Annotated in this window: 23 protein-coding genes; 10 read left to right on the top strand and 13 right to left on the bottom strand. The window is 71.2% G+C overall.

The genetic code is table 11. The features are described 5' to 3' along the window. Positions 1-22: 22 nt before the first annotated feature. The 3 genes from OG963_RS32600 to OG963_RS32590 all read right to left on the bottom strand — a co-directional run bounded on the left by OG963_RS32600 (position 23) and on the right by OG963_RS32590 (position 2,133). Positions 23-607 (bottom strand): dihydrofolate reductase family protein, encoded by a 585-nt coding sequence (locus tag OG963_RS32600; RefSeq protein ID WP_371799743.1) that lies wholly within the window; start codon positions 605-607, stop codon positions 23-25. Positions 608-862: 255 nt separating this feature from the next. Further along, positions 863-1,198 carry a chorismate mutase gene (locus OG963_RS32595; RefSeq protein ID WP_093771723.1) on the bottom strand — a complete coding sequence of 112 codons (336 nt, stop codon included), beginning with the start codon at positions 1,196-1,198 and terminating at the stop codon, positions 863-865. A gap of 50 nt (positions 1,199-1,248) precedes the next feature. Continuing rightward, positions 1,249-2,133 carry an AraC family transcriptional regulator gene (locus OG963_RS32590; RefSeq protein WP_030919553.1) on the bottom strand — a complete coding sequence of 295 codons (885 nt, stop codon included), beginning with the start codon at positions 2,131-2,133 and terminating at the stop codon, positions 1,249-1,251. A gap of 223 nt (positions 2,134-2,356) precedes the next feature. Here OG963_RS32590 and OG963_RS32585 point away from each other — a divergent pair, with 223 nt between their 5' ends. Further along, complete coding sequence (locus OG963_RS32585) at positions 2,357-4,159, top strand: beta-galactosidase family protein (protein WP_371799742.1); 1,803 nt, start codon at positions 2,357-2,359, stop codon at positions 4,157-4,159. A gap of 10 nt (positions 4,160-4,169) precedes the next feature. Here OG963_RS32585 and OG963_RS32580 read toward each other — a convergent pair whose 3' ends face one another. After that, entirely contained in the window at positions 4,170-4,946 is a 777-nt protein-coding gene (locus tag OG963_RS32580; RefSeq protein ID WP_093771719.1) for a serine protease, read from the bottom strand. Between the two features lie 229 nt (positions 4,947-5,175). On the opposite strand from OG963_RS32580, the gene OG963_RS32575 reads away from it, so the two are divergent. Next, positions 5,176-6,075 (top strand): hypothetical protein, encoded by a 900-nt coding sequence (locus OG963_RS32575; RefSeq protein ID WP_093771717.1) that lies wholly within the window; start codon positions 5,176-5,178, stop codon positions 6,073-6,075. A 136-nt stretch (positions 6,076-6,211) separates the two neighbouring features. On the opposite strand, the gene OG963_RS32570 is transcribed toward OG963_RS32575, so the two are convergent. Next, positions 6,212-7,156 (bottom strand): SDR family oxidoreductase, encoded by a 945-nt coding sequence (locus tag OG963_RS32570; protein WP_093929651.1) that lies wholly within the window; start codon positions 7,154-7,156, stop codon positions 6,212-6,214. An 86-nt stretch (positions 7,157-7,242) separates the two neighbouring features. Here OG963_RS32570 and OG963_RS32565 point away from each other — a divergent pair, with 86 nt between their 5' ends. Genes OG963_RS32565 through OG963_RS32550 form a run of 4 tightly spaced genes read left to right on the top strand, consistent with a single transcriptional unit; the run spans position 7,243 to position 10,710 of the window. Then, positions 7,243-7,986, top strand: coding sequence for an enoyl-CoA hydratase family protein (locus OG963_RS32565; RefSeq protein ID WP_093771713.1), 744 nt, complete (start codon positions 7,243-7,245; stop codon positions 7,984-7,986). Between the two features lie 17 nt (positions 7,987-8,003). Further along, positions 8,004-8,858 carry a CoA transferase subunit A gene (locus tag OG963_RS32560; RefSeq protein ID WP_371126301.1) on the top strand — a complete coding sequence of 285 codons (855 nt, stop codon included), beginning with the start codon at positions 8,004-8,006 and terminating at the stop codon, positions 8,856-8,858. Next, a complete protein-coding gene (locus OG963_RS32555; RefSeq protein WP_093929650.1) occupies positions 8,855-9,619 on the top strand; it encodes a CoA-transferase subunit beta in 765 nt (254 codons plus the stop codon). Before OG963_RS32560 ends, OG963_RS32555 begins: the two co-directional genes overlap by 4 nt. Before the next feature lie 8 nt (positions 9,620-9,627). After that, complete coding sequence (locus OG963_RS32550) at positions 9,628-10,710, top strand: nitronate monooxygenase family protein (protein ID WP_093772265.1); 1,083 nt, start codon at positions 9,628-9,630, stop codon at positions 10,708-10,710. A 69-nt stretch (positions 10,711-10,779) separates the two neighbouring features. Here the strand turns inward: OG963_RS32550 and OG963_RS32545 are convergent, their stop codons facing one another. From OG963_RS32545 to OG963_RS32525, 5 genes are all read right to left on the bottom strand, one after another. Further along, positions 10,780-12,447, bottom strand: a complete 1,668-nt coding sequence (locus OG963_RS32545; protein ID WP_093929649.1) for a DEAD/DEAH box helicase — start codon at positions 12,445-12,447, stop codon at positions 10,780-10,782. 136 nt (positions 12,448-12,583) lie between these two features. Then, positions 12,584-12,787 (bottom strand): cold-shock protein, encoded by a 204-nt coding sequence (locus OG963_RS32540; RefSeq protein WP_003969786.1) that lies wholly within the window; start codon positions 12,785-12,787, stop codon positions 12,584-12,586. 248 nt (positions 12,788-13,035) lie between these two features. Further along, positions 13,036-14,193, bottom strand: coding sequence for an acetyl-CoA C-acetyltransferase (locus OG963_RS32535; protein WP_093771705.1), 1,158 nt, complete (start codon positions 14,191-14,193; stop codon positions 13,036-13,038). A gap of 31 nt (positions 14,194-14,224) precedes the next feature. After that, complete coding sequence (locus tag OG963_RS32530; RefSeq protein ID WP_030919525.1) at positions 14,225-14,836, bottom strand: TetR/AcrR family transcriptional regulator; 612 nt, start codon at positions 14,834-14,836, stop codon at positions 14,225-14,227. A gap of 55 nt (positions 14,837-14,891) precedes the next feature. Continuing rightward, positions 14,892-15,674 carry an SDR family oxidoreductase gene (locus OG963_RS32525; protein WP_093771703.1) on the bottom strand — a complete coding sequence of 261 codons (783 nt, stop codon included), beginning with the start codon at positions 15,672-15,674 and terminating at the stop codon, positions 14,892-14,894. A 114-nt stretch (positions 15,675-15,788) separates the two neighbouring features. Between OG963_RS32525 and OG963_RS32520 the strand changes: the two genes are divergently transcribed. Continuing rightward, the gene (locus OG963_RS32520) at positions 15,789-16,961 is read left to right on the top strand and encodes an acyl-CoA dehydrogenase family protein (RefSeq protein ID WP_093771701.1); all 1,173 of its coding nucleotides are present in this window, start codon (positions 15,789-15,791) and stop codon (positions 16,959-16,961) included. Then, positions 16,961-17,968, top strand: a complete 1,008-nt coding sequence (locus OG963_RS32515; RefSeq protein WP_093771699.1) for an acyl-CoA dehydrogenase family protein — start codon at positions 16,961-16,963, stop codon at positions 17,966-17,968. Before OG963_RS32520 ends, OG963_RS32515 begins: the two co-directional genes overlap by 1 nt. Positions 17,969-18,096: 128 nt before the next feature. Here OG963_RS32515 and OG963_RS32510 read toward each other — a convergent pair whose 3' ends face one another. Beyond that, a complete protein-coding gene (locus tag OG963_RS32510; RefSeq protein ID WP_093771697.1) occupies positions 18,097-18,600 on the bottom strand; it encodes a pyridoxamine 5'-phosphate oxidase family protein in 504 nt (167 codons plus the stop codon). A gap of 162 nt (positions 18,601-18,762) precedes the next feature. Between OG963_RS32510 and OG963_RS32505 the strand changes: the two genes are divergently transcribed. Further along, positions 18,763-19,050 (top strand): hypothetical protein, encoded by a 288-nt coding sequence (locus OG963_RS32505; protein ID WP_093771695.1) that lies wholly within the window; start codon positions 18,763-18,765, stop codon positions 19,048-19,050. A gap of 6 nt (positions 19,051-19,056) precedes the next feature. On the opposite strand, the gene OG963_RS32500 is transcribed toward OG963_RS32505, so the two are convergent. Both OG963_RS32500 and OG963_RS32495 read right to left on the bottom strand, forming a co-directional pair. Then, positions 19,057-19,620, bottom strand: coding sequence for a HutD family protein (locus tag OG963_RS32500; protein WP_371799741.1), 564 nt, complete (start codon positions 19,618-19,620; stop codon positions 19,057-19,059). Continuing rightward, positions 19,617-20,336: a VWA domain-containing protein gene (locus tag OG963_RS32495; protein ID WP_093771691.1), complete on the bottom strand. Its 720-nt coding sequence runs from the start codon at positions 20,334-20,336 to the stop codon at positions 19,617-19,619. Before OG963_RS32495 ends, OG963_RS32500 begins: the two co-directional genes overlap by 4 nt. Before the next feature lie 163 nt (positions 20,337-20,499). Between OG963_RS32495 and OG963_RS32490 the strand changes: the two genes are divergently transcribed. Continuing rightward, the gene (locus OG963_RS32490; protein ID WP_371799740.1) at positions 20,500-21,435 is read left to right on the top strand and encodes a rhomboid family intramembrane serine protease; all 936 of its coding nucleotides are present in this window, start codon (positions 20,500-20,502) and stop codon (positions 21,433-21,435) included. The last annotated feature ends 69 nt before the right edge of the window (positions 21,436-21,504 follow it).

The following is a 21,504-nucleotide window of genomic DNA, read 5'->3' as shown; positions in this document are numbered from 1 at the left end:
CTACGGGAGTGCGCGCGGGAGGTCATCGCCCTGCCGCGGAGATCTCCTCGGCACGCCGGTGGTGGAGCAGGACGACCCCGTTGCCGAAGCTCCGGGTCCCGGCGAGCCGCAGGTCGCTCTTCGCGTCCGTCGGCCGGAACAGCGGCTTGCCCCGGCCGATGAGCACCGGATGGACGTAGACGCGGTACTCGTCGATCAGATCGTGCTTCCTGAAGGCCGCGGCGAGATCGGCGCCACCGAGGGCCAGGTCCCCGCCCGGCTGCGCCTTGAGCGCCAAGATCTCCTCCGGGGCGACGTCCCGCACCACGGTGGTGTTCCAGTCGGCCCGCTCCAGGGTCCTGGAGAACACCAGCTTGGGCATGTCCCGCCAGATGACGGCGAACTCCGCCATCGGCCCGGCATTCGAGGGGTCGGCGTCGGCCGTCGGCCAGAACTCGGCCATCAGCTCATGGGTGACACGACCGCTCAGAAAGCCGCCCATCGCGGCGAGTTCGTCGTTGAAATGGCTGTGCAGTTCGTCGTCGACCAGGTGCCAGCCGATGTCGCCGTCCGGCCCTTCGATGAATCCGTCGAGGGACACCGACATCATCAGGATGACTTTCCTCATCACGGTCCTCGCCGACGCCGTCGGGGTTCGGGGGTCCGACGGCTCGGGCCTGGTACGCCGACCGGGCCCCGTCGAGCAGGCAGCCGGCTGCCGGGTGCCTCGACGGGAAGGTCCCGCCCGGCGGCCTCGGCGGCCCGTTCCTTGTCGTACGCGACGAACGCCGTCAGCACAAGCCCCCGACGGCACTCCCCGAACCTGCCCACCGAACGCCACCCGGTCGGTGCAGGCCGACGGGGCGCGGACGGACGCGAGGGATCACCCCTCAGCGGCTGCGTCACCGGCCGGAGGGTCGCCGGCGATCCGCTCATGGTGCCTGATCACTTCAGCGATGATGAAGTTGAGGAGCTTCTCCGCGAAGGCCGGGTCCAGTTTCGCGTTCTCCGCGAGGCGGCGCAGGCGGGCGATCTGTTCGGCTTCGCGGTCGGGGTCGGCCGGGGGCAGCCTGTGGTTCGCCTTGAGATGGCCGACCTGCTGGGTGCACTTGAAGCGCTCGGCGAGCATGTGGACAACAGCAGCGTCGATGTTGTCGATGCTTTCGCGGAGCCGGTTCAGTTCCGCGCGTACGGACTCGTCGGTGTCGCTGGTGGTCATGGTCGACGAGCTTAGACGGCCGGGTCCGGGGCCCTGCTACGGGACAGCCCTCAGGGGCTGATCATCGGTGGGTGGTCCGGGTCGGGGATCGTGTCGCTCCAGCCGCCCGGTACGGCGCGGCCCTGCTGTTCGCGGAAGCGGACCGGGGCGGTGCCGACGCGGCGGGCGAACAGGCGGGAGAAGTAGGCGGGGTCGTCGTAGCCGACGCGGCGGGCGACCGCGGCGACGGGCAGTTCGGTCGCGGCGAGGAGTTCTTTGGCGCGGCCGAGACGGATGCCCAGGAGGTAGTCCTTGGGGCTGCAGCCGGCGCCGCGTCGTACCGCGGTGCGCAGTTCGGCGGGTGTCATGTTGTGCCGGGCGGCGTGTTCGGCGACCGAGAGCGGCTGGAAAGCGTCGCGGGCCAGGGCCTTCAGGACCGGGTCGCCGTCGGGGCTGACATCGGCGCGGGCCCGGCGCAGGGCGACGAGGAGTTCATGGACGGCGGCGCCGCTCTCGACCTCGAGCAGCGGGTTGCCGCGCCGGGCCGCGCGGACGATCCGGCTCACCGCGGCGCGCGGGCCCGCCGTGTCGGCGAGGGGGACGAGGGGGCGGTCCGGTTCGATGTAGCCGAGTTCGGTGTACGTGGCGGTGGCGGGGCCGGTGAAGTCGACGAAACTCTCGTCCCAGCCGGTGCCCGGGTCGGCGCCGTAGTGGTGCGGGGTGCCGGGGGTCAGCCAGATCAGGCTGGGGGCGGTGACGGGCAGCCGGCGGCCGTCGGGGCTGCCGAACCAGCCACTGCCGGAGTGGATCACGACGGCCACATGGTGGTCCAGGGTGCGGGGGCCGACCGTGGGCAGCGCGCCGTGCTGCAGGCCGACGCCCAGGCAGACGAGGCCCAGCCGGTGGTGGAGCGGGCTGGGCGTGAAGAAGCGCATCCAGGTGTGGTACGTCGACATCGGCTTTCCTTCCTCCGCTCCGCTCGGCCGGGGTCGGTTCGGTGATCTGCGCATTGTGTCCAAACAGCAGCGATCTTTGTCCATGGACCGGCCGCACGCCAGGGGGTGAGGGTGGCTGCAGCATTCCTCCCGGGTCCGCCCGCTCCGTGGTGCGTACCGTCGTGCGGCCTCGGGGCGCGCGGCTTCGGGGGTGGGACCGGCGCAACAGGAGAGTACGAGCACGATGGCTGACTTCACCGTGGGGGACGACCACTTCCGGCTCGACGGGAACCCCGTACGCCTGCTGTCGGGGGCCCTGCACTATTTCCGGGTGCACGAGGCGCAGTGGGATCACCGGCTTTCGATGCTTCGGGCCATGGGTCTGAACTCTGTCGAGACGTACGTCCCGTGGAACGTCCATGAGCCGGAGCCCGGTGTGTTCCGGGACGTGGCGGCGCTGGGCCGGTTCCTGGACGCGGCGCACCGGGCCGGGCTGTGGGCGATCGTCCGCCCGGGGCCCTACATCTGCGCCGAGTGGGAGAACGGCGGGCTGCCGGTCTGGGTGACGGGGCGGTTCGGGCGCCGTGTGCGAAGCCGTGACGCCGGGTATCTGGGGGCCGTAGAGCGGTGGTTCACGCAGCTGCTGCCGCAGGTGGTGGAGCGGCAGATCGACCGCGGCGGCCCGGTGATCATGGTCCAGGTGGAGAACGAGTACGGCAGCTACGGCACCGACGCGGTCTATCTGCGACGACTCGCGGACATGCTGGGCGAACAGGGGGTGAGCGTGCCGCTGTTCACGTCCGACGGGCCGGAGGACCACATGCTGACGGGCGGATCCGTGCCCGGTCTGCTCGCCACGGCGAACTTCGGGTCGGGGGCGCGTGAGGCGTTCGAGGTGTTGCGCCGGCACCAGCCGAAAGGCCCGCTGATGTGCATGGAGTTCTGGTGCGGCTGGTTCGCGCACTGGGGCGCTCCGCCGGTCGTACGGGAACCCGCGCGGGCCGCCGACGCGCTGCGGGAGATCCTGGAGTGCGGGGCGTCCGTGAACATCTACATGGCGCACGGGGGAACGAACTTCGCGGGCTGGGCGGGGGCCAACCGGTCCGGTTCGCTGCAGGACGAGGATTTCCTGCCGACCGTGACGTCGTACGACTACGGCGCCCCGATCGACGAGTACGGGCGGCCGACGGAGAAGTTCTGGCTGTTGCGGGAGGTCCTCGCCGAGTTCTCGGACGGTCCGCTTCCCGATCTGCCGCCGGAGCCGGCCGGACTCGCGGCACCGGTGCGGGCGGAGCTGACCGGGTGGGCGCCGCTGTCCGGCGTGCTGGAGGCGCTGGGCGACCCGGAACCGGCGGAGTCCGGTGTTCCGCCGACGTTCGAGGAGCTGGGCGTCGACCGGGGCCTGGTGCGCTACCAGGTGGATGTCCCGGGTCCGCGACGACCTTACGCACTGGGGGTGACGGGGCTCCGGGACCGGGCCGTGGTGTACGTGAACGGCGTCCTGGAGGGCGTGCTGGGCGACGGGAGTGCCACCCTCGACACGCCCGTGGCCGGGCCCGCGTCCGTCGAGCTGTGGGTGGAGTCGCTGGGCCGGGTCAACTACGGGCCGCGGCTGGGCGAGCCGAAGGGCATCACCGGCGGGGTGCTGCACGAGCGGCAGTACCTGCACGGTGTACGGGCCAGGGCGCTGCGGCTGGCCGCGTTCGAGGAGCCGGGTGCGGTGGCCGGGGTGCCGTTCGGGGATGTCGTGGAGGGACGCACCGGGCTGTACCGGGGGTCGTTCGAGCTGACGGAACCGGCTCCCGCGGATCATGCGGGTCTCGAACTGCCGGGCTGGACACGCGGGTTCGTCTGGGTGAACGGCTTCTGCCTGGGTCGCTACTGGTCGGCGGGCCCGCAGCGGACGCTGTACGTGCCGGGTCCGGTGCTGCGGGCGGGCGCCAACGAGGTGTGGGTGCTGGAGCTGGAGGGTGCGGGAGCCCCGTATGCGGAGCTGGGCCCGGGTGTGCCCGTCCACGTGGGCACACCCGGGGGTGATCCGAGCTGATGATGCGGCGTCAGAGCGTGGCTGCCGCGGAGGCGATGTCGGCGGCGAAGGTCGAGACCTCGCTGTACACACCGGGGTAGCCGGGCTCGGCGCAGCCCTGGCCCCAGCTGACGATGCCCACCTGGATCCATGCTCCGGCGTCGTCCTTGCGGAACATGGGTCCGCCCGAGTCACCCTGACAGGTGTCCACACCGCCGGTGTCGACGTAGCCGGCGCAGATCTCGTCGCCGGGGACGAGGTCGCTGCCGTAGGCGTCCTGGCAGTCGGCGTCGGAGACGAACGGCACGGTGGCCTTCAGCAGGTAGCGCTGCTGGCCGCCGCCCTCGGTGGCGGCGCCCCAGCCGGCGATGGTGAAGGTGCCGTTGTTGTACGTGGTGTTGGTGGCGATCTTCAGGGTGGGCAGGTCGATGGGCTTGGCGAGCTTGATCAGCGCCCAGTCCTTGCCCGCGCCGTTGTAGCCGGGGGCCCGCAGGACCTTGGTGGACTTGACCTTGACGGCGCCGGCGGACTGCAGGTCGACGACGCCGGCCGTGGCGGTGATGGAGGTGTTGTTGCCCGAGCCGTTCACGCAGTGTGCGGCGGTGAGCACGATGCTCTTGGTGTAGAGGGCGCCGCCACAGCCCATGGAGAGCCGGACCATGAAGGGGAACTCACCCTGGGCGGCGCGGGTTCCGCCGACGACAGGTGTCGGGGCGGCGGACGCCCCGGCGGGCTGCAGGCTGACGGCGGCGAGGACCACCGCGGCTATGACGGAACATCTTTTCAGGGTGCCCAGAAGCTGCTTCAACGAAGTGCCTTCTTTCGTGGGGGGTGCGTGGGGGGTGGGTCGACACGTGCCCAAGGTCGGCATGTACCCGACAAGGACATGAGCCGGATTATCGGGAAGTGATCACCGACCCCACAAGGTCCACTTTTCGGCCAATGTCGCGGACGGACCTCGTCCACGTCCTCACCACCGATCGGCCCACATCCGCCTACAGTGGAAGCCGGTTGAGCGTCACGGAGGGGGTGCGGACGTGACAGGCGACAGTCCGGTGGTGCACGGCTTCCCTCATCTCGACACCGTCCGGTCGGCGATCACCGCGCTGTACCGGCGGATGTCGTACGAAGGTGTCCGGAGTTATGCCCCGAGCCTCGTGCCCGCCGACGCGGCCTTCTCCGACCAGGACGATCTGCATCTCGGCGCGCAGCGGGTGGCGCGGGCCATGGTCCAGCACCTTCATCTGCCGGACGCCCGCATGATCGTGGCGTTCCGGGCGATGGAGCATGCGGGAAGTGTCGAACTCGCGGCGGGACCCGAGTACTTCATCGAGCTCAACGACCGCTTCCGCACCCACCGCAGGGACATCGGCGCCGCACTCTCCCACGAGGTCATGCATGTGCTGCTGCACCGGCTCGGCCTGGAGTTTCCCGGCACACGCGACAACGAGATCCTCACCGACACCGCGGCGACGTATCTGGGCGCGGGCTGGCTGCTGCTCGACGCGTTCCGGGAGGACGGCACGTCCAGCCAGAAACTCGGCTACCTCACCCCTGAGGAGTTCGGGTACGTCCTGGCCAAGCGGGCGTTCGCCTTCGACGAGGATCCCTCACCCTGGTTCACCAGCCCGCAGGCCTACGAGGCGTTCGCGGCGGGACGGGCGCGGGCGGAGCAGGACGCCCGGCAGCCACCTCTCACGGCGGCGGGATGGGCGGGCCGACGGCGCTACGCGAAGGTCCGCCGGTACGCCCAGGACCATCCGGGCACGACCGCGGCCCCCGTCCCCGGTGTTCCCTACGCCTTCGAAGCCGGACCGGACGGACTGCGGGTCTCGTTCGCGTGCCCGACGTGCCTTCAGCGGATCCGGGTCGCGGTGCGGGGGCGGGTGCGGGTGCGGTGTGCGCTCTGCCGCACGGTGCTGGACTGCGACACATGAGCGTGGGCGGTGGGATCGGCGCGCCCACGGCGTGCGGTGTCCCTCACCCACCTCTTCCCCGAGCCGGGGGTGCGCCACCCCCGCCCCCCGCTCCTCAATCACCGGAGACCCGCCGTTGCCGGCACCATTCCGCCCGTCACCGCGCCCCGTACACCGGCAGCCCCGTCCCCGCCTCCGCCAGCAGTTTCCGGGTGGCCTCCCCCGCCTCCGCCGGCGCCCACCGCGCGCCCCGGTCCACGGAAGGGCCCGGGCGCCATCCCTCCATCACCGTGATCCGGCCCGCCTCCGCCTCGAAGACCCGCCCGGTCACCCCGTCGCTCGCGGCCGAACCCAGCCACACCACCAGCGGTGACACGTTTTCGGGTGCCATCGCGTCGAACGCCCCCGTCCCCTCCTCCGGCGCCGCCATCGTCTCCGCGAAGGTCTGCTCGGTCATCCGGGTGCGGGCCGCCGGAGCGATCGCGTTGACCTGGACCCCGTACCGGCCCATCTCCGCCGCGGCGACCAGTGTCAGGCCGACGATCCCGGCTTTCGCGGCGGAGTAGTTGCCCTGGCCGACGCTGCCGAGCAGCCCCGCGCCCGAACTGGTGTTGATCACCCGGGCGGCGGGGGTACGGCCCGCCTCGGTCTCGGCCCGCCAGTGCGCCGCGGCGTGTTTCAGCGTGAGGAAGTGGCCCTTGAGGTGGACGCGCAGCACCGCGTCCCAGTCGTCCTCGTCGAGGTTGACGAGCATCCGGTCGCGCAGGAAGCCCGCGTTGTTGACCAGCGTGTCCAGCCGCCCGTAGGTGTCCAGGGCGGCCGCGACCAGCCCGGCCGCGCCCGCACCGGTCGCGATGTCACCGCCGTGGGCCACCGCTTCGCCGCCCGCCGCCTCGATCTCGTCGACCACCTGCCGGGCGGGTCCGGGGGACGACCCGCCGGCCCCGTCGAGTCCGACACCCAGGTCGTTGACCACGACCTTCGCCCCCTCGGCGGCGAAGGCGAGGGCGTGGGCCCGGCCGAGCCCTCGCCCGGCCCCCGTCACGATCACCACACGCCCCGCACAGAGCCCCGTGCCGTGTCCGTCGCTGCTTGCGGTCATCTCACATCTCCTTGTTGGCGATGCGGGGGCAGGCTGCTACCTTCCACACCTAACAAATGTTTGGTGGAAAGGTAGCTGATCCGCTCATGGGTGTCTCCACCGCAAGCCCCGTCAAGGGCGTATCCGTCGTCACCGTCGACCACCCGCCCGTCAACGCCCTGCCTGTGCAGGGCTGGTACGACCTCGCGGACGCACTCCGCGCGGCGGGCCGCGACCCCGAGGTCCGCTGTGTCGTCCTGGCCGCCGCCGGGCGCGGGTTCAATGCGGGCGTCGACATCAAGGAGATGCAGCGCGACTCCGGGCACGACACCCTGATCGGCGCCAACCGCGGCTGCTTCGAGGCGTTCGCCGCGGTGTACGAGTGCGAGGTGCCGGTCGTCGCCGCGGTGCACGGCTTCTGCCTCGGCGGCGGCATCGGCCTGGCCGCCAACGCCGACGCGATCGTGGCGAGCGACGACGCGACGTTCGGCCTGCCCGAGCTGGACCGGGGCGCACTCGGCGCCGCGACGCATCTCGCCCGGCTCGTCCCGCAGCATCTGATGCGCACGCTGTACTACACCTCGCGCACCGCCACGGCCGCCGAGCTGCAGGCCCACGGTTCGGTCTGGAAAGTCGTCCCGCGCGCCGAACTCCAGGAAGCGGCACTGGAGCTGGCGGGTGAGATCGCCCGGAAGGACGGGTACCTGATCCGGCTCGCCAAGGCCGCCATCAACGGCATCGATCCGGTGGACGTCCGCCGCAGCTACCGCTTCGAGCAGGGCTTCACCTTCGAGGCCAACCTCAGCGGAGCCGCCGCCCGCGTCCGTGACACCTTCGGCAAGGAGGCATGACGGTGACCGACAAGACCATGACGGCCGACGAGGTCGTCTCCCGGCTCAGCAGCGGCATGACGATCGGCATCGGCGGCTGGGGCTCGCGCCGCAAGCCGATGGCGCTCGTGCGTGCGCTGCTCCGGTCCCGGATCACCGATCTCACGGTGGTCTCGTACGGCGGTCCCGACGTCGGACTGCTCGCCGCCGCCGGCCGGATCCGCAAACTGGTCGCGGCCTTCGCCACTCTCGACTCGATCCCGCTCGAACCGCACTTCAGAGCGGCCCGCCAGTGCGGCGCCCTCGAGCTGATGGAGGTGGACGAGGCGATGTTCATGTGGGGGCTGCACGCCGCCGCGAACCGGCTGCCGTTCCTGCCTGTCCGGGCCGGCATCGGATCGGACGTCATGCGGGTCAACCCCGCTCTGCGTACGGTGCGTTCGCCGTACGCGGACGGCGAGGAGTTCGTCGCGATGCCGGCCCTGCGGATGGACGCGGCACTGGTCCACCTGAACCGCGCCGACCGGGCCGGAAACGGCCAGTACCTCGGCCCCGACCCGTACTTCGACGACCTGTTCTGCGAGGCCGCCGACACCGCGTACGTCTCCTGCGAACGGCTCGTCGAGACGGCCGAACTGACCGCGCGGGCCGCCCCCCAGACCCTGCTCGTCAGGCGGTACTCGGTCACCGGCGTCGTCGAGACCCCGAACGGCGCGCACTTCACCTCCTGCGCCCCCGACTACCCGCGCGACGAGGCGTTCCAGAAGGCATACGCCACCGCGGCCGCCGACCCGGCCGCCTGGGCGGCGTTCACCGCCCGCTTCCTGCCCCCCGACGGCAGCGAGAAGAGCTATCAGTCGGCCGTCCGGACCTGGCACGAGGAGCAGAAGTGACGACCCCTGGGACCACACCGCCCGACACCCGGCCCGCCACCCGCGCCGAGTACTGCGTGATCGCCTGCGCCGACGCCTGGCGTGACAACGGCGAGGTGCTCGCCAGCCCGATGGGCCTGATCCCGTCCGTCGGCGCCCGCCTCGCCAAGCGCACCTTCTCGCCCGATCTGCTGCTCACCGACGGCGAGGCGATGATCGTCGGCCTCGACGGCACGCCCGAGGGCTGGCTGCCGTACCGTCTGCACCTCGCCATGGTCACCGGCGGCCGGCGCCACGTGATGATGGGCGCCGGCCAGATCGACCGTTTCGGCAACCAGAACATCTCCTGCATCGGCGACTGGGAACAGCCCGCCCGCCAGCTGCTCGGCGTCCGCGGCGCCCCCGTCAACACCCTGAACAACCCGGTCAGTTACTGGGTCCCCAGGCATTCCCCCCGGGTGTTCGTCGAGCGCGTCGACATGATCAGCGGGGTCGGTCACGACAGCGCGGCGGCCGCCGGCCCGTCGGCGACCCGCTACCACCACATCCCGCGTGTCGTCACCGACCTCGCCGTCCTCGACTTCGCGACCGCGGACCGCTCGATGCGTCTCGCCTCGCTGCACCCGGGTGTCACGGCCGACCAGGTCCGCGAGGCCACCGGCTTCACACTGACGATCGCGGACGACGTCCCCCGCACCCGCGAGCCGACCCTCGAGGAGCTCCGGCTGATCCGCGAGGTCATCGACCCGGAGGGCACCCGGGACCGCGAGGTCAGGCTCTGATGGATCAGATGCGCACGCCCCTCACCGAGCTGGTCGGCGTCCGGTACCCGATCGTGCAGACCGGCATGGGCTGGGTCGCCGGGCCCCGGTTGGTCTCCGCCACCGCCGAAGCCGGTGCGCTGGGCATTCTGGGTTCCGCGACGATGACCGTGGAGCAGCTGCGCGCGGCGGTACGGGAGGTCAAGTCCCGTACGCAGGCGCCGTTCGGGGTCAATCTGCGCGCCGACGCCGGTGACGCGCGCGAGCGCGTACGGATCGTCGTCGACGAGGGTGTGAAGGTCGCGTCGTTCGCGCTGGCCCCGTCGCAGGAGCTGATCGCCGAGCTGAAGGACGCGGGGGTGGTCGTCGTTCCTTCGGTCGGCGCGCGGCGTCATGCCGAGAAGGTCGCGGCGTGGGGCGCGGACGCGGTGATCGTGCAGGGCGGCGAGGGCGGCGGGCACACGGGCGAGGTGGCGACGACGGTGCTGCTGCCGCAGGTGGTGGACGCGGTGGACATCCCGGTGATCGCGGCGGGCGGCTTCCACGACGGCCGCGGACTGGTCGCGGCGCTGGCGTACGGAGCGGCGGGCATCGCGATGGGCACACGGTTCCTGCTGACGTCGGACTCGACGGTCCCGGACGCGGTGAAGGCCCGCTACCTGGCGGCGGGTGTCAGGGACGTCACGGTCACCACGGCCGTGGACGGGCTGCCGCACCGGATGCTGCGTACGGAGATGGTCGCCGCGCTGGAGCACGCGGGCCGCACGAGGGCCCTGGTCCAGGCGGTGTGCCGGGCGGCGGGCCTCAAGCGGATCTCGGGGCTCAGCTGGTCCCGGATGGTGCGCGACGGCCTCGCGATGAGGCACGGCAAGGATCTGTCCTGGAGCCAGGTGCTGCTCGCGGCCAACACCCCGATGCTGCTGAAGGCATCCATGGTCGACGGCCGGACGGACCTGGGGGTGATGGCGTCGGGCCAGGTGGCCGGTGTCATCGAGGACCTGCCGAGCTGTGCGGAGCTGGTGGGCCGGTTGATGAAGGAGGCACAGCGGACGTTGGAGGCGTTGGCCTCGACCGCCGGACAGGCGGATACGTCAAGCCTGTCCGGCGATTGAGACCGGCGTCCGGGGCAGCGCCCCGGTGCGGTGACAGGTCGTCGACCTGTCACCGCACCGCGTACGTCGCTACGCCGCCCTGCGGCCTCGCGCGGCCGCACTGCCGCTGCTTCGTCCGGAGCCACCCGCGCGCCCCGCACCCGCGCCCGAACCGTTGCCACGGCCCGATCCGCCGGCGCGAACCGCTCCGCCGGCCCGAACCGCACCGCCCGAGCGCGCCTCGCTGCCGCCCTGAGCGGACCCGGAGCCGGTGCCGGCCCCGCCTCGACGGCCACGGCCCCGGCTGCCCGCGCGGAACGTACCGCCGGTACCGGCACCCGCACCGCCCGACCGCGTGCGCGGCTTCGGCTGCGTCGGCTGGGGGACCTCGACCACGACCGCGATGCCGGACGGCTCACGGGCCCCGGTGATCCGGGTGAGTTCCTCGTCGCTGGACTTGATCCGGGTGGTCCGCGGAGCGATGCCCGCGTCAGCCATCAGCCGGGTCATCTCCCGCTTCTCCTCCGGCAGGACCAGCGTGACGACGCTTCCGGACTCCCCGGCGCGCGCCGTGCGCCCACCGCGGTGGAGGTAGTCCTTGTGGTCCGTCGGCGGGTCCACGTTCACGACCAGGTCGAGGTCGTCGACGTGGATGCCGCGGGCCGCGACGTTCGTCGCCACGAGCGCGGTGACCTGGCCGTTCTTGAACTGGTCGAGCGTCCGGTTGCGCTGCGGCTGGGACCGTCCGCCGTGCAGGGCGGCAGCCCGTACACCGCTGGCCAGCAGCCGCTTGGCGAAGCGGTCGGCAGCCCGCTTGGTGTCCACGAACATGATCACCCGGCCCTCGCGGGCGGCGATCCTGGTGGCGACGGCCTTCTTGTCGGTCTCGTCGGCCACATGCAGCACGTGGTGCTCCATGGTGGTCACGGCGCCCGCGGACGGGTCGACCGAGTGCACGACGGGGTCGGTCAGGAACATCTTGACCAGCCGGTCGATGTTCTTGTCCAGGGTCGCGGAGAACAGCATCCGCTGACCGTCCGGCTCGACCTGCTTGAGCAGCGCGACGACCTGCGGCATGAAGCCCATGTCGGCCATCTGGTCGGCCTCGTCGAGGACGGTGATGGAGACCTGGTCGAGCCGGCAGTCGCCGCGCTCGATGAGGTCCTTCAGCCGGCCGGGCGTGGCCACGAGCACCTCGGCGCCGCGCCGCAGCGTGCCGGACTGCTTGGTGATCGACATGCCGCCGACGACGGTGGCGAGACGCAGGTTCACGGACGTCGCGTACGGCGTCAGCGCGTCGGTGACCTGCTGGGCGAGCTCGCGGGTCGGGACGAGGACGAGCGCCAGCGGGGCGCGCGGCTCGGAGCGCCGGCCGGCGGTGCGGGCGAGGAGCGCGAGACCGAAGGCCAGGGTCTTACCGGAGCCGGTGCGGCCGCGGCCGAGGATGTCCCGACCGGCGAGCGAGTTCGGCAGGGTGGCGCCCTGGATCGGGAACGGGTCGGTGACGCCCTGCGCGGCAAGGGTCTTCAGCAGGGCGGCGGGCATGTCCAGCTCGGCGAACGCCTCGACGGCGGGCAGTGCGGGGGTCATGGATTCGGGCAGGGCGAATTCGCCCTGCGGCGGCGTGGCCCTGCGACGGGGCGACGCCTTGCCGGATCCCTTGCCGGAACCCTTGGCGGTTGCCTGTGCCGGGGCCGTGCCGCGCCCCCTCGACGGGCGAGTGCGGGCGGGTCGGTCCTGGCGTTCGGAGCGGGTCATACGGAATTGCCCTCCTGGGGATTCCTGGGAACTACTGGGGACTGTCCGGGACTTTCGGCGCATCCCCGGGACAGCACAAGCCGGGACCCGCACCTTCACGGTGCGGGCCCCGGCTGCGAGGTACGCGTCGCGGCAATTAGGCCGGGACGATGTTCTCCGCCTGCGGGCCCTTCTGGCCCTGCGTGACGTCGAAGGAGACCTTCTGGCCCTCCTGGAGCTCACGGAAGCCCGAGGTGGCGATGTTGGAGTAGTGGGCGAAGACGTCGGCGCCGCCGCCGTCCTGCTCGATGAAGCCGAAGCCCTTTTCCGAGTTGAACCACTTCACGGTTCCAGTAGCCATGTCATTCTCCTAAAGAGGTGCAGTGCCGGAAATCCGCACTTTACGAATTCCAAGTCGCCGCATTGAGCCCCATCCGGAGAAAGCCGGAAAACAATAATGCGCCTGAGGAAGCATTCCCGTCAGGCGCACATAAAGTTCATGGGTACCAAAACTGCAACTCGGCAACCGTAGCACGTTCTGCAGATCCGCGGTGTGATCCGCCCCACCGCCGTCCGGCACGGCCGCCCGGGACCCTTGGCACGACCGGCTCAGAGCCTTTCGATGATCGTCACGTTCGCCTGTCCGCCGCCCTCGCACATGGTCTGCAGGCCGTAGCGGCCGCCCGTGCGCTCCAGCTCGTGCAGCAGCGTCGTCATGAGTCGGGTGCCGGTGGCGCCGAGTGGGTGACCGAGCGCGATCGCCCCGCCGTTGACGTTGACCCTGTCCGGGTCGGCGCCGGTCTCCTTCAGCCAGGCCAGCACCACCGGCGCGAACGCCTCGTTGATCTCGACCAGGTCGATGTCGTCGATGGTCATGCCGGCCTTCTTCAGTGCGTACGCGGTGGCCGGGACGGGCGCCGACAGCATCCGGATCGGGTCCTCGCCGCGTACCGAGAGGTGGTGGATGCGGGCACGCGGGGTGAGGCCGTGTTCGGCGACGGCACGTTCGGAGGCGATGAGCATCGCGGCGGCCCCGTCGGAGACCTGGGAGGAACAGGCGGCGGTGATCGTGCCGCCGTCCAGGACAGGCGGGAGCGCGGCCATCTTCTCCAGGGTGGTGTCGCGGCGCGGTCCCTCGTCGACGGTGACGTCCCCGTACGCGACGGTCTCGCGGGCGAAGCGGCCCTCGTCGACGGCGCGGATCGCCCGCCGGTGGGAGCGGAGCGCGAACTCCTCCATGTCGCGGCGGCTGATGCCCCACTTCTCGGCAATCAGCTGGGCGCCGTGGAACTGGTTGACCGGCTGGTCGCCGTACCGGGCGCGCCAGCCCTCGCTGCCCGCGTACGGGCCTTCGGTGAGGCCGAGGGGCTCGGCGGCCTGACGGGAGGCGAACGCGATCGGGATCTGCGTCATGTTCTGGGTGCCGCCCGCGACGACCAGGTCCTGGGTGCCGGAGAGGACACCCTGGGCGGCGAAGTGGACGGCCTGCTGCGAGGAGCCGCACTGGCGGTCGACGGTGACGCCGGGGACCTCTTCGGGCAGTCCGGCGGCCAGCCAGCAGGTCCGGGCGATGTCGCCGGCCTGCGGCCCGACGGTGTCGAGGCAGCCGAAGACGACGTCCTCGACGGCCACCGGGTCGATGCCGGCGCGCTCGACGAGGGCCCGCAGGACATGGGCGCCGAGGTCGGCGGGGTGGACGGCCCCGAGGCCACCCTTGCGGCGGCCGACGGGGGTGCGTACCGCTTCGACGATGTAGGCCTCGGCCATGGCTGCTGCTCCTCGGTGAGCTCGGGTGGGGTCAGGTGTCGAGTGCGATCCCGTCCAGGACCATCGAGAGGTACTGGCGGGCGATCTCCTCGGGGCTGTGCTGTCCGCCGGGCCGGTACCAGGAGGCCGCGACCCAGACGGTGTCGCGGACGAACCGGTACGTGAGCCGGATGTCGAGGTCGGCGCGGAAGACCGCGGCGGCGACGCCGCGTTCCAGCGTGCCGAGCCAGGCCTTCTCGAACTTCTGCTGGGAGTCGACGAGATAGGCGAAGCGCGGCTGGGTGGCGAGGTGCTTGGACTCCTTCTGGTAGATGGCGACGGCCGCGCGGTGCCGATCGATCTCCCGGAAGGACTCGGTGACGAGGGCCTCGATCGTCTCGCGGGGGCCGAGGTCGGCGGCGAGCACCGCGTCGTAGCCCTCCCAGAGTTCGGTGAGGAAGGTCGAGAGGATCTCGTCGATCATCGATTCCTTGGAATCGAAGTGGTAGTAGAGGCTGCCCGCGAGCATGCCCGCCTCGTCCGCGATCCTGCGGACTGTGGTGGCGTTGTATCCCTGCGCGGCGAAGACCTCGGCGGCGGTGTCGAGCAGTTCGCGGCGCCGCTCGGGCGAGGGGGTCACCTGGGGCTTCTTCTTGGTAGGCACCCGCCCATTCTCCGCCTGTACGCTGCCCGCCGCGGACGCCCCGGCGGGTGCCCGGTCAGGCATGTTGGCTGCTGACGGGGACCACTTCGCCCGTCATGTACGAGGAGTAGCCGCTGGCCAGGAAGACGATGACGTTGGCGATCTCCCAGGGTTCGGCATACCGGCCGAAGGCCTCCTTACGGGTCAGCTGGTCGAGGAGTTCGGCGGAGGTGACCTTCACCAGGTGGGGGTGCATGGCGAGGCTGGGGGCGACGGCGTTGACCCGTACGCCGTATGCGGCCGCCTCGACCGCGGCGCACCGGGTGAGCGCCATGACACCTGCCTTCGCGGCCGCGTAGTGGGCCTGGCCGGTCTGGGCGCGCCAGCCGACGACCGAGGCGTTGTTGACGACGACGCCACCGCGGCCCGCGGACCTGAGGGAGCGCAGGGCGGCGCGGGTGCAGCGGAAGGTGCCGGTCAGGGTGACGTCGAGGACCTTGGACCACTGTGCGTCGGTCATCTCGGTGAGCTCGGCGGTACCGCCGAGTCCGGCGTTGTTGACGACGATGTCGAGGCAGCCGTGGGCCTGTTCGGCGTGGGCGAAGAGGGCCTGGACCTGGGTCTCGTCGGTGACGTCGCAGGGCAGGGAGGTGACGTTCGCGGCGCCGAACTCCTCGGCGAGCGCCTGCTCGGTCTCCTTGAGCCGGCGGGCGTGTGCGTCGCCGATGGCGACGCGGGCGCCTTCCTCCAGGAATCTACGGGCGGTGGCGCCGCCGATCCCGGCGCCGGCGGCCGCGGTGATGACGGCGGTCCGGCCGGCCAGCAGCTGGTGTCCCGGTACGTACTGCGGTGCGCTCACGCCCCTGCCTCCTCGGGTGCCCGGCTCCTCGACGGCCTCGTGCTCGTACGTTAACCTACCAAACACTTGTTAGGGAAGGATGGGCCCGATGACGACAGAGAGGGCGGGCGTCCGATGGATCTGACCTTCACCCCCGATCAGGACGCGTTCCGGGCCGAGGCCCGGCAGTGGCTGCGGACCCATGTGCCCGCCGAACCGCTGCCCTCCCTGGAGACGGCGGAAGGTTTCGCCGCGCACCGGGAGTGGGAGGCGCGGCTCCACGCGGACCGCTGGTCGGTCGTCTCCTGGCCGTCCGCGTACGGCGGCCGGGGCGCCGACATCTTCGAGTGGCTGATCTTCGAGGAGGAGTACTACGCGGCGGGCGGCCCCGGCCGGGTCTCGCAGAACGGCATCAACCTGCTCGCCCCGACACTCTTCGACCACGCGACGGACGAGCAGCGGGCCCGGGTCCTGCCGCCGATGGCCAGTGGCGAGGTGATCTGGGCGCAGGCCTGGTCCGAGCCGGAGTCGGGCTCGGACCTGGCGTCGCTCCGGTCGCGCGCGGTGCGCACGGACGGCGGCTGGCTGCTTTCGGGGCAGAAGACCTGGTCCTCACGGGCCGCGTTCGCGGACCGGGCGTTCGGGATCTTCCGCACGGACCCCGAGGCCGCGAAGCCGCACCACGGGCTGACCTATCTGATGTTCGACCTGTCGGCGCCGGGCGTCTCCGTCCGGCCGATCGGACGGCTCGACGGCAAACCGGCCTTCGCCGAACTCTTCCTGGACGAGGTGTTCGTACCGGACGAGGACATCATCGGCGAGCCGGGGCAGGGCTGGCGCATCGCCATGTCGGCCACCGGCGACGAGCGCGGGCTGACGCTGCGCTCCCCCGGCCGGTTCCTGGCCGCCGCGGACCGGCTGGCCGAGCTGTGGTGTACCCACGGCGACCCGTCGGACACGGCAATGCGGGACCGGGTCGCGGACGCGCTGATCGGGGCGCGCGCGTACCAGCTGTTCACGTACACCCATGCGTCGCGCTTCGCGGCGGGTGAAGCGGCCCGGACGGAGCCGAGAGCGGGGGGCACCGGCGCCGAGTCGAGTCTGAACAAGGTGTTCTGGTCGGAGTACGACATCGCGCTGCACGAGACGGCGCTCGATCTGCTCGGCCCGGACGGCGAACTGGCGGAGGGCGAGTGGGCGCAGGGATACGTCTTCTCCCTCGCGGGCCCGATCTACGCCGGCACGAACGAGATCCAGCGGGACATCATCGCCGAGCGGCTGCTCGGCCTGCCGAAGGGACGGCGCTGATGCGATTCCTCCTCGACGACGGGCAGCGCGATTTCGCCCGCTCGCTGGACTCGATGCTGTCGGCCGCGCAGACGCCCGCGGCGGTCCGGGCGTGGGGCGCCGGGGAGCACGGGCCGGGGCGGGCCCTGTGGGCGCGGCTCGCAGAGGCGGGGGTGTTCGCGCTCGCGATACCGGAGGCGTACGAGGGTCTCGGACCGCTCCCGGTGGAACTCGCGGTGGCCTTCCTGGAGCTGGGGCGGCACGCGGTGCCGGGGCCGGTGGTGGAGACGGTGGCGGCGGGGGTACTGCTGAGCCGGGTGGGCGGTCCGGTGGCGAAGGAGTGGCTGCCCCGCATGGCGTCGGGGACGGTGTCGGCGACTCTCCTGCTCGACGACGGGGCGTTCGCGCTGGACGCGGACGCCGTGGACGCGGTGTTCGTGGTGTCGGGGGACGAGCTGCGGCTCGCGTCCGGACACGGCCCGCTCCACGCTTCGTCCGATCCGGCACGGCGGCTGTTCCGGGTCGAGCCCGGCGGACAGCTGCTCGCCTCGGGGCCGCGGGTGGTGGAGGCGGCCGGCGCGGCCGCGGACTGGGCGGCGTTCGCCACGGCGGCGCAGGCGCTCGGAACGGGCGAGGCGCTGCTGCGGGCCACGGTCGCGTACGTGAAGCAGCGCACCCAGTTCGGGGTGGCGATCGGATCGTTCCAGGCGGTCAAGCATCGACTGGCGGACACGCTGATCGGCCTGGAGTTCGCCCGTCCGCTGCTGTACGGGGCTGCGGCGGCGCTCGCCGAAGGGGCGCCGCACGCGGGAGCGGATGTGGCGGCGGCGAAGGTCGCGGCCGGCGAAGCGGCATACGCGGCGGCGCGGACCGCGCTGCAGCTGCATGGGGCGGTGGGGTACACCGAGGAGCTGGATCTCTCGGTGTGGATGCGGAAGGCGGGTCCGTTGCGGGATGCCTGGGGGGTGCGGGGGGATTGCCGGGAGCGGCTGGTGGCCGGGGGTGCCCGGTGGCCGCTTCGCCGTTGATCTCCCGCCGTGGTCCGACGTCCGAAGCGCATGGGACCCCCTCGACGCGCCTGGTTCTCCCGCCCGGCGGACTCGACGGGACCCGGGCCGGGGGCTTCGCCCCGGCCGGCCCCGCCGGGCCGGTCGATTCAGGTCGCCTCGCGCGGGGTGCTGTCGTCATTTCCCCGGTGGAGTGTGCGCAGCGGGGCGCCCGGGCGCCAGGTCTGGATGATCAGTTCTTCGCCCTTCAACCCCGTGCGGACCACCTCCGTCAGTTCCGTGCGGAACAGGTGGAACGGCTCCGGCGGCTTGGCCTCCTCGACGAAGCGGGCCAGGACGCCGGGGTCGGTCTCCTCCACCGCGCGGCCGGAGATCCGGACGTCGGCGTCGGCCATCGTGTCGTCCGGTCCCGGGTTGGCCTGCACCGCGAACCGCGGATCTCGCCGCAGGTCGAGTGCCTTGCGCGAGTTCGGCATCATGCCGAGCCACAGCTCTCCGAAGCGGAAGTCCACCTCCAGCCCGGTCACACGCGGCGAGCCGTCCTTGCGCAGGGTGGCCAGGACGTGGTGCTTGTACAGCCCGAAGCGGGCCCGAACGGTCTCGGCGAAGTCCGGCTCCGCCGACTGGAACGCTGCCCAGGAAGTCGATGTCATGACTCCATCGAACCCTTGAATCCCGACATCTTCTGTCCGGTTTTCCGGGCAGCCACCCGATCGGATGCCGTCCTGGGTCGATCGTGTTCTGCTGTATGGGGCACATGGCCGTCAGCGTGGCGGCGGAGAGGGACTGATCCCGCGAACCCGAGGTGATTGACGATGGCGATCTTCGTGCATGCCACTCTGTCGGGCGTCACGGCCGACCAGTACGACGCTCTCCACAGGGAACTTCAGGCACTGCCCGAAGACCCGTTCGCCGGCTGCCTGTCGCAGGTCTGCACAGTGACCCATTCGGGCGTCGAGCTCTTCGACCTGTGGGAGTCCCCCGAGGCCGCGGAGAGGTTCGGCGCCGTGATGCTGCCGATCGCCGAGAAACTGGGCCTGCCCATGACGTCCGGACCGCCGAAGATGTCGCAGACACACCGGTACCGGGTTCCCGGTGCGTGATCGGGACTATCCGGCGGACAGCGTGACCAGGAGCGCCCAGCCCTGGGTCCGGAGCACTCCGGGCGACGCGCTGTCGGCGACCACCGCGTCGTAGCGGTCGAGTTCGATGTCCCGGCCGTCGAGCACCGCACCGTCCTCCAGCGCGACGGCCAGGACCGTACCGCCCTGCGGCGCCGACAGCCGGAGGGTGCCGCGTACGACAGCGACCTCCGCCGTCGTACGTTCTCTGCGGTACATCACATTGAGGTTCATGACCGGGCCGCCGAGCAGCCGTCCGGCCGTCTCCAGGTCTCCGGGGAAGTCGTGCGGCCAGTACTGCTCGTCGACGATGTGGTGTTCGCCGCCCACCATCAGATCCATCCCGGCGCCCTCGACCACGGTCAGCGTGCGGTCGACGCCCGGGAACGAGGAGAACGGCCCGTCCGCGGACACGTCGGCGAGACTGACCCGCCAGTCGAAGGCGTCCAGCGGTGCGCCCCCGGGGGACGCGGCGATCTCCCGGGTGACTCCCCCGCCGTTCTTCCAGGGCACGGCCGGGCGGTCGGCCGCCCTCAGCACTCGTAGCGTCACTTGACGATCCTCTGCGCTCGGGCCGCGGCCAGCCAGTGCGGGAATTCGGCGACGAGCCGGTCGTACAGAACGGCGTCCGGGACCTGCCGCGGGTCGAGTCCGGCGTGGAAGAAGCCTGCGTTGTCGACGGGACGCTGTGCGGGAACGGCCAGTTCGTCGAGCTTGTGCAGGAAGTCGAACTGCGAACTGCGCTTGTTGCCGAAGCCGATGAACTGCCAGAACATCGGCAGTTTCGCCGCCTTGCAGAGATAGCGCTCGGCCGCCGTCTTGTTGATCGGACCGCCGTCGGTCTGGAAGACGACGAGTGCGGGCGCGGTCGAGCCACTGTCGATGTAATGATCGATGACCGCGTCCATGGCCAGGTGATAGCTCGTCTTCCCCATGTGCCCGAGGCCCGCCACGATCTCGTCGACGCGCCCGCGGTGGTTGTCCAGGGCTATCTCGGTGACCGCGTCGATGTCGGTGGAGAAGAGGACGACGGGCACGCGGCCGTCGTCGTCGAAATGGGCCGACAGACCGAGCACCCGGTCGGCGAGGGCCTGGACGCTGCCGTCCTTGTAGTACTCCTTCATGGAGCCGGAGTAGTCGAGGACGAGATAGACCGCCGCCCGCTCCCCGCTCAGCCCGTGCTTCTGGAGCGAGACCCCCGCACTCCTGTAGAGGCTGACCAGCGCGGGCGCCGTCTCCTCGACCTTGCGCAGGCTGATGGCTGCCATCCGGCACTCCGTTCCTGGTACGGGGAGTTACGAGGTTACGTCACCGTGGCGGACCTGCCCTTATCCGCTCGTACCCGGCTGCGGTGCTCTTGGCGGTGTTCGCTATCTTGATCGCCGCCGCCCCACCGGCCCCTGTGACCGCCCACCAGTGAAGGAGCCGGCCATGGAGGCCGCCGTCACCACGTGCTATCGCCATCCGTCCTACGAGACGTACGTGCGCTGTACCCGCTGCGACCGCTACATCTGCCCCGACTGCATGCGTGAGGCCGCGGTCGGCCACCACTGCGTGGAGTGCGTGAAGGAGGGACAGCGCTCGGTCCGGCAGGCGCGCACGGTCTTCGGCGGCGCGGTGTCGAGGACGGCGGTGCCCGTCGTGACCTACGTACTGATAGGCCTGAACGTACTGGCGTACCTGGGCGAGCTGATCCGTCCGGAGATCGTCGACCGGTTCGGGATGCTCGGCGCGGGCCTGAACGGTCCCGACGGCAGTCAGTACGTGTACGAGAGCGGGAACATCCCCGGGTTCGACGCGGTCGGTGTGGTGGACGGCGAGTGGTACCGACTGCTGACCGGGGCCTTCCTTCATCTTCCGCCGGGCGACTCGTCGTTCGGTTCCATACCGTTCGGGGTGCTGCACATCGTCTTCAACATGTACGGGCTGTGGAATCTGGGCCGGGTCGTCGAGGAGCAGCTCGGCCGAGGGCGCTATCTCGCGCTGTATCTGCTGTCCGCGCTGGGCGGTTCGGTGCTGGTGTATCTGATCGCGCCGGGCCAGGCCGCGGTGGGCGCGTCGGGGGCGATCTTCGGGCTCGCGGCGGCCTTCTACGTCATCAACCGACGGCTCGGACGGGACATGCAGGCGGTCAACCGGTTCCTGGCCGGGTTCCTGATCTGGATGCTGATCTCCGCGGGGTTCACCTCGTGGCAGGGGCATCTGGGCGGCCTTCTCACCGGCGGCATCGTCATGGCCGTGCTCGCCTACGCGCCCGCGAAGCGCCGTACCGCCGTGCAGATCGCCGGGTGTGCGGTGTTGCTCGTGCTGCTTGTCGCCCTGGTGGTGCTCAAGACATCACAGCTGACCGGAGGGGCGGTGGCCTGAGCCGTCCGGCCGGCGGGTACGGGGACCGTCCCCGGACGCGCCACGGCGCCTGCCGAATCGTCCGGTCGG

This window comes from Streptomyces sp. NBC_01707 (genome assembly GCF_041438805.1).
Classification (GTDB): domain Bacteria; phylum Actinomycetota; class Actinomycetes; order Streptomycetales; family Streptomycetaceae; genus Streptomyces.
This window is presented reverse-complemented; position numbering and strand designations above follow the sequence as displayed.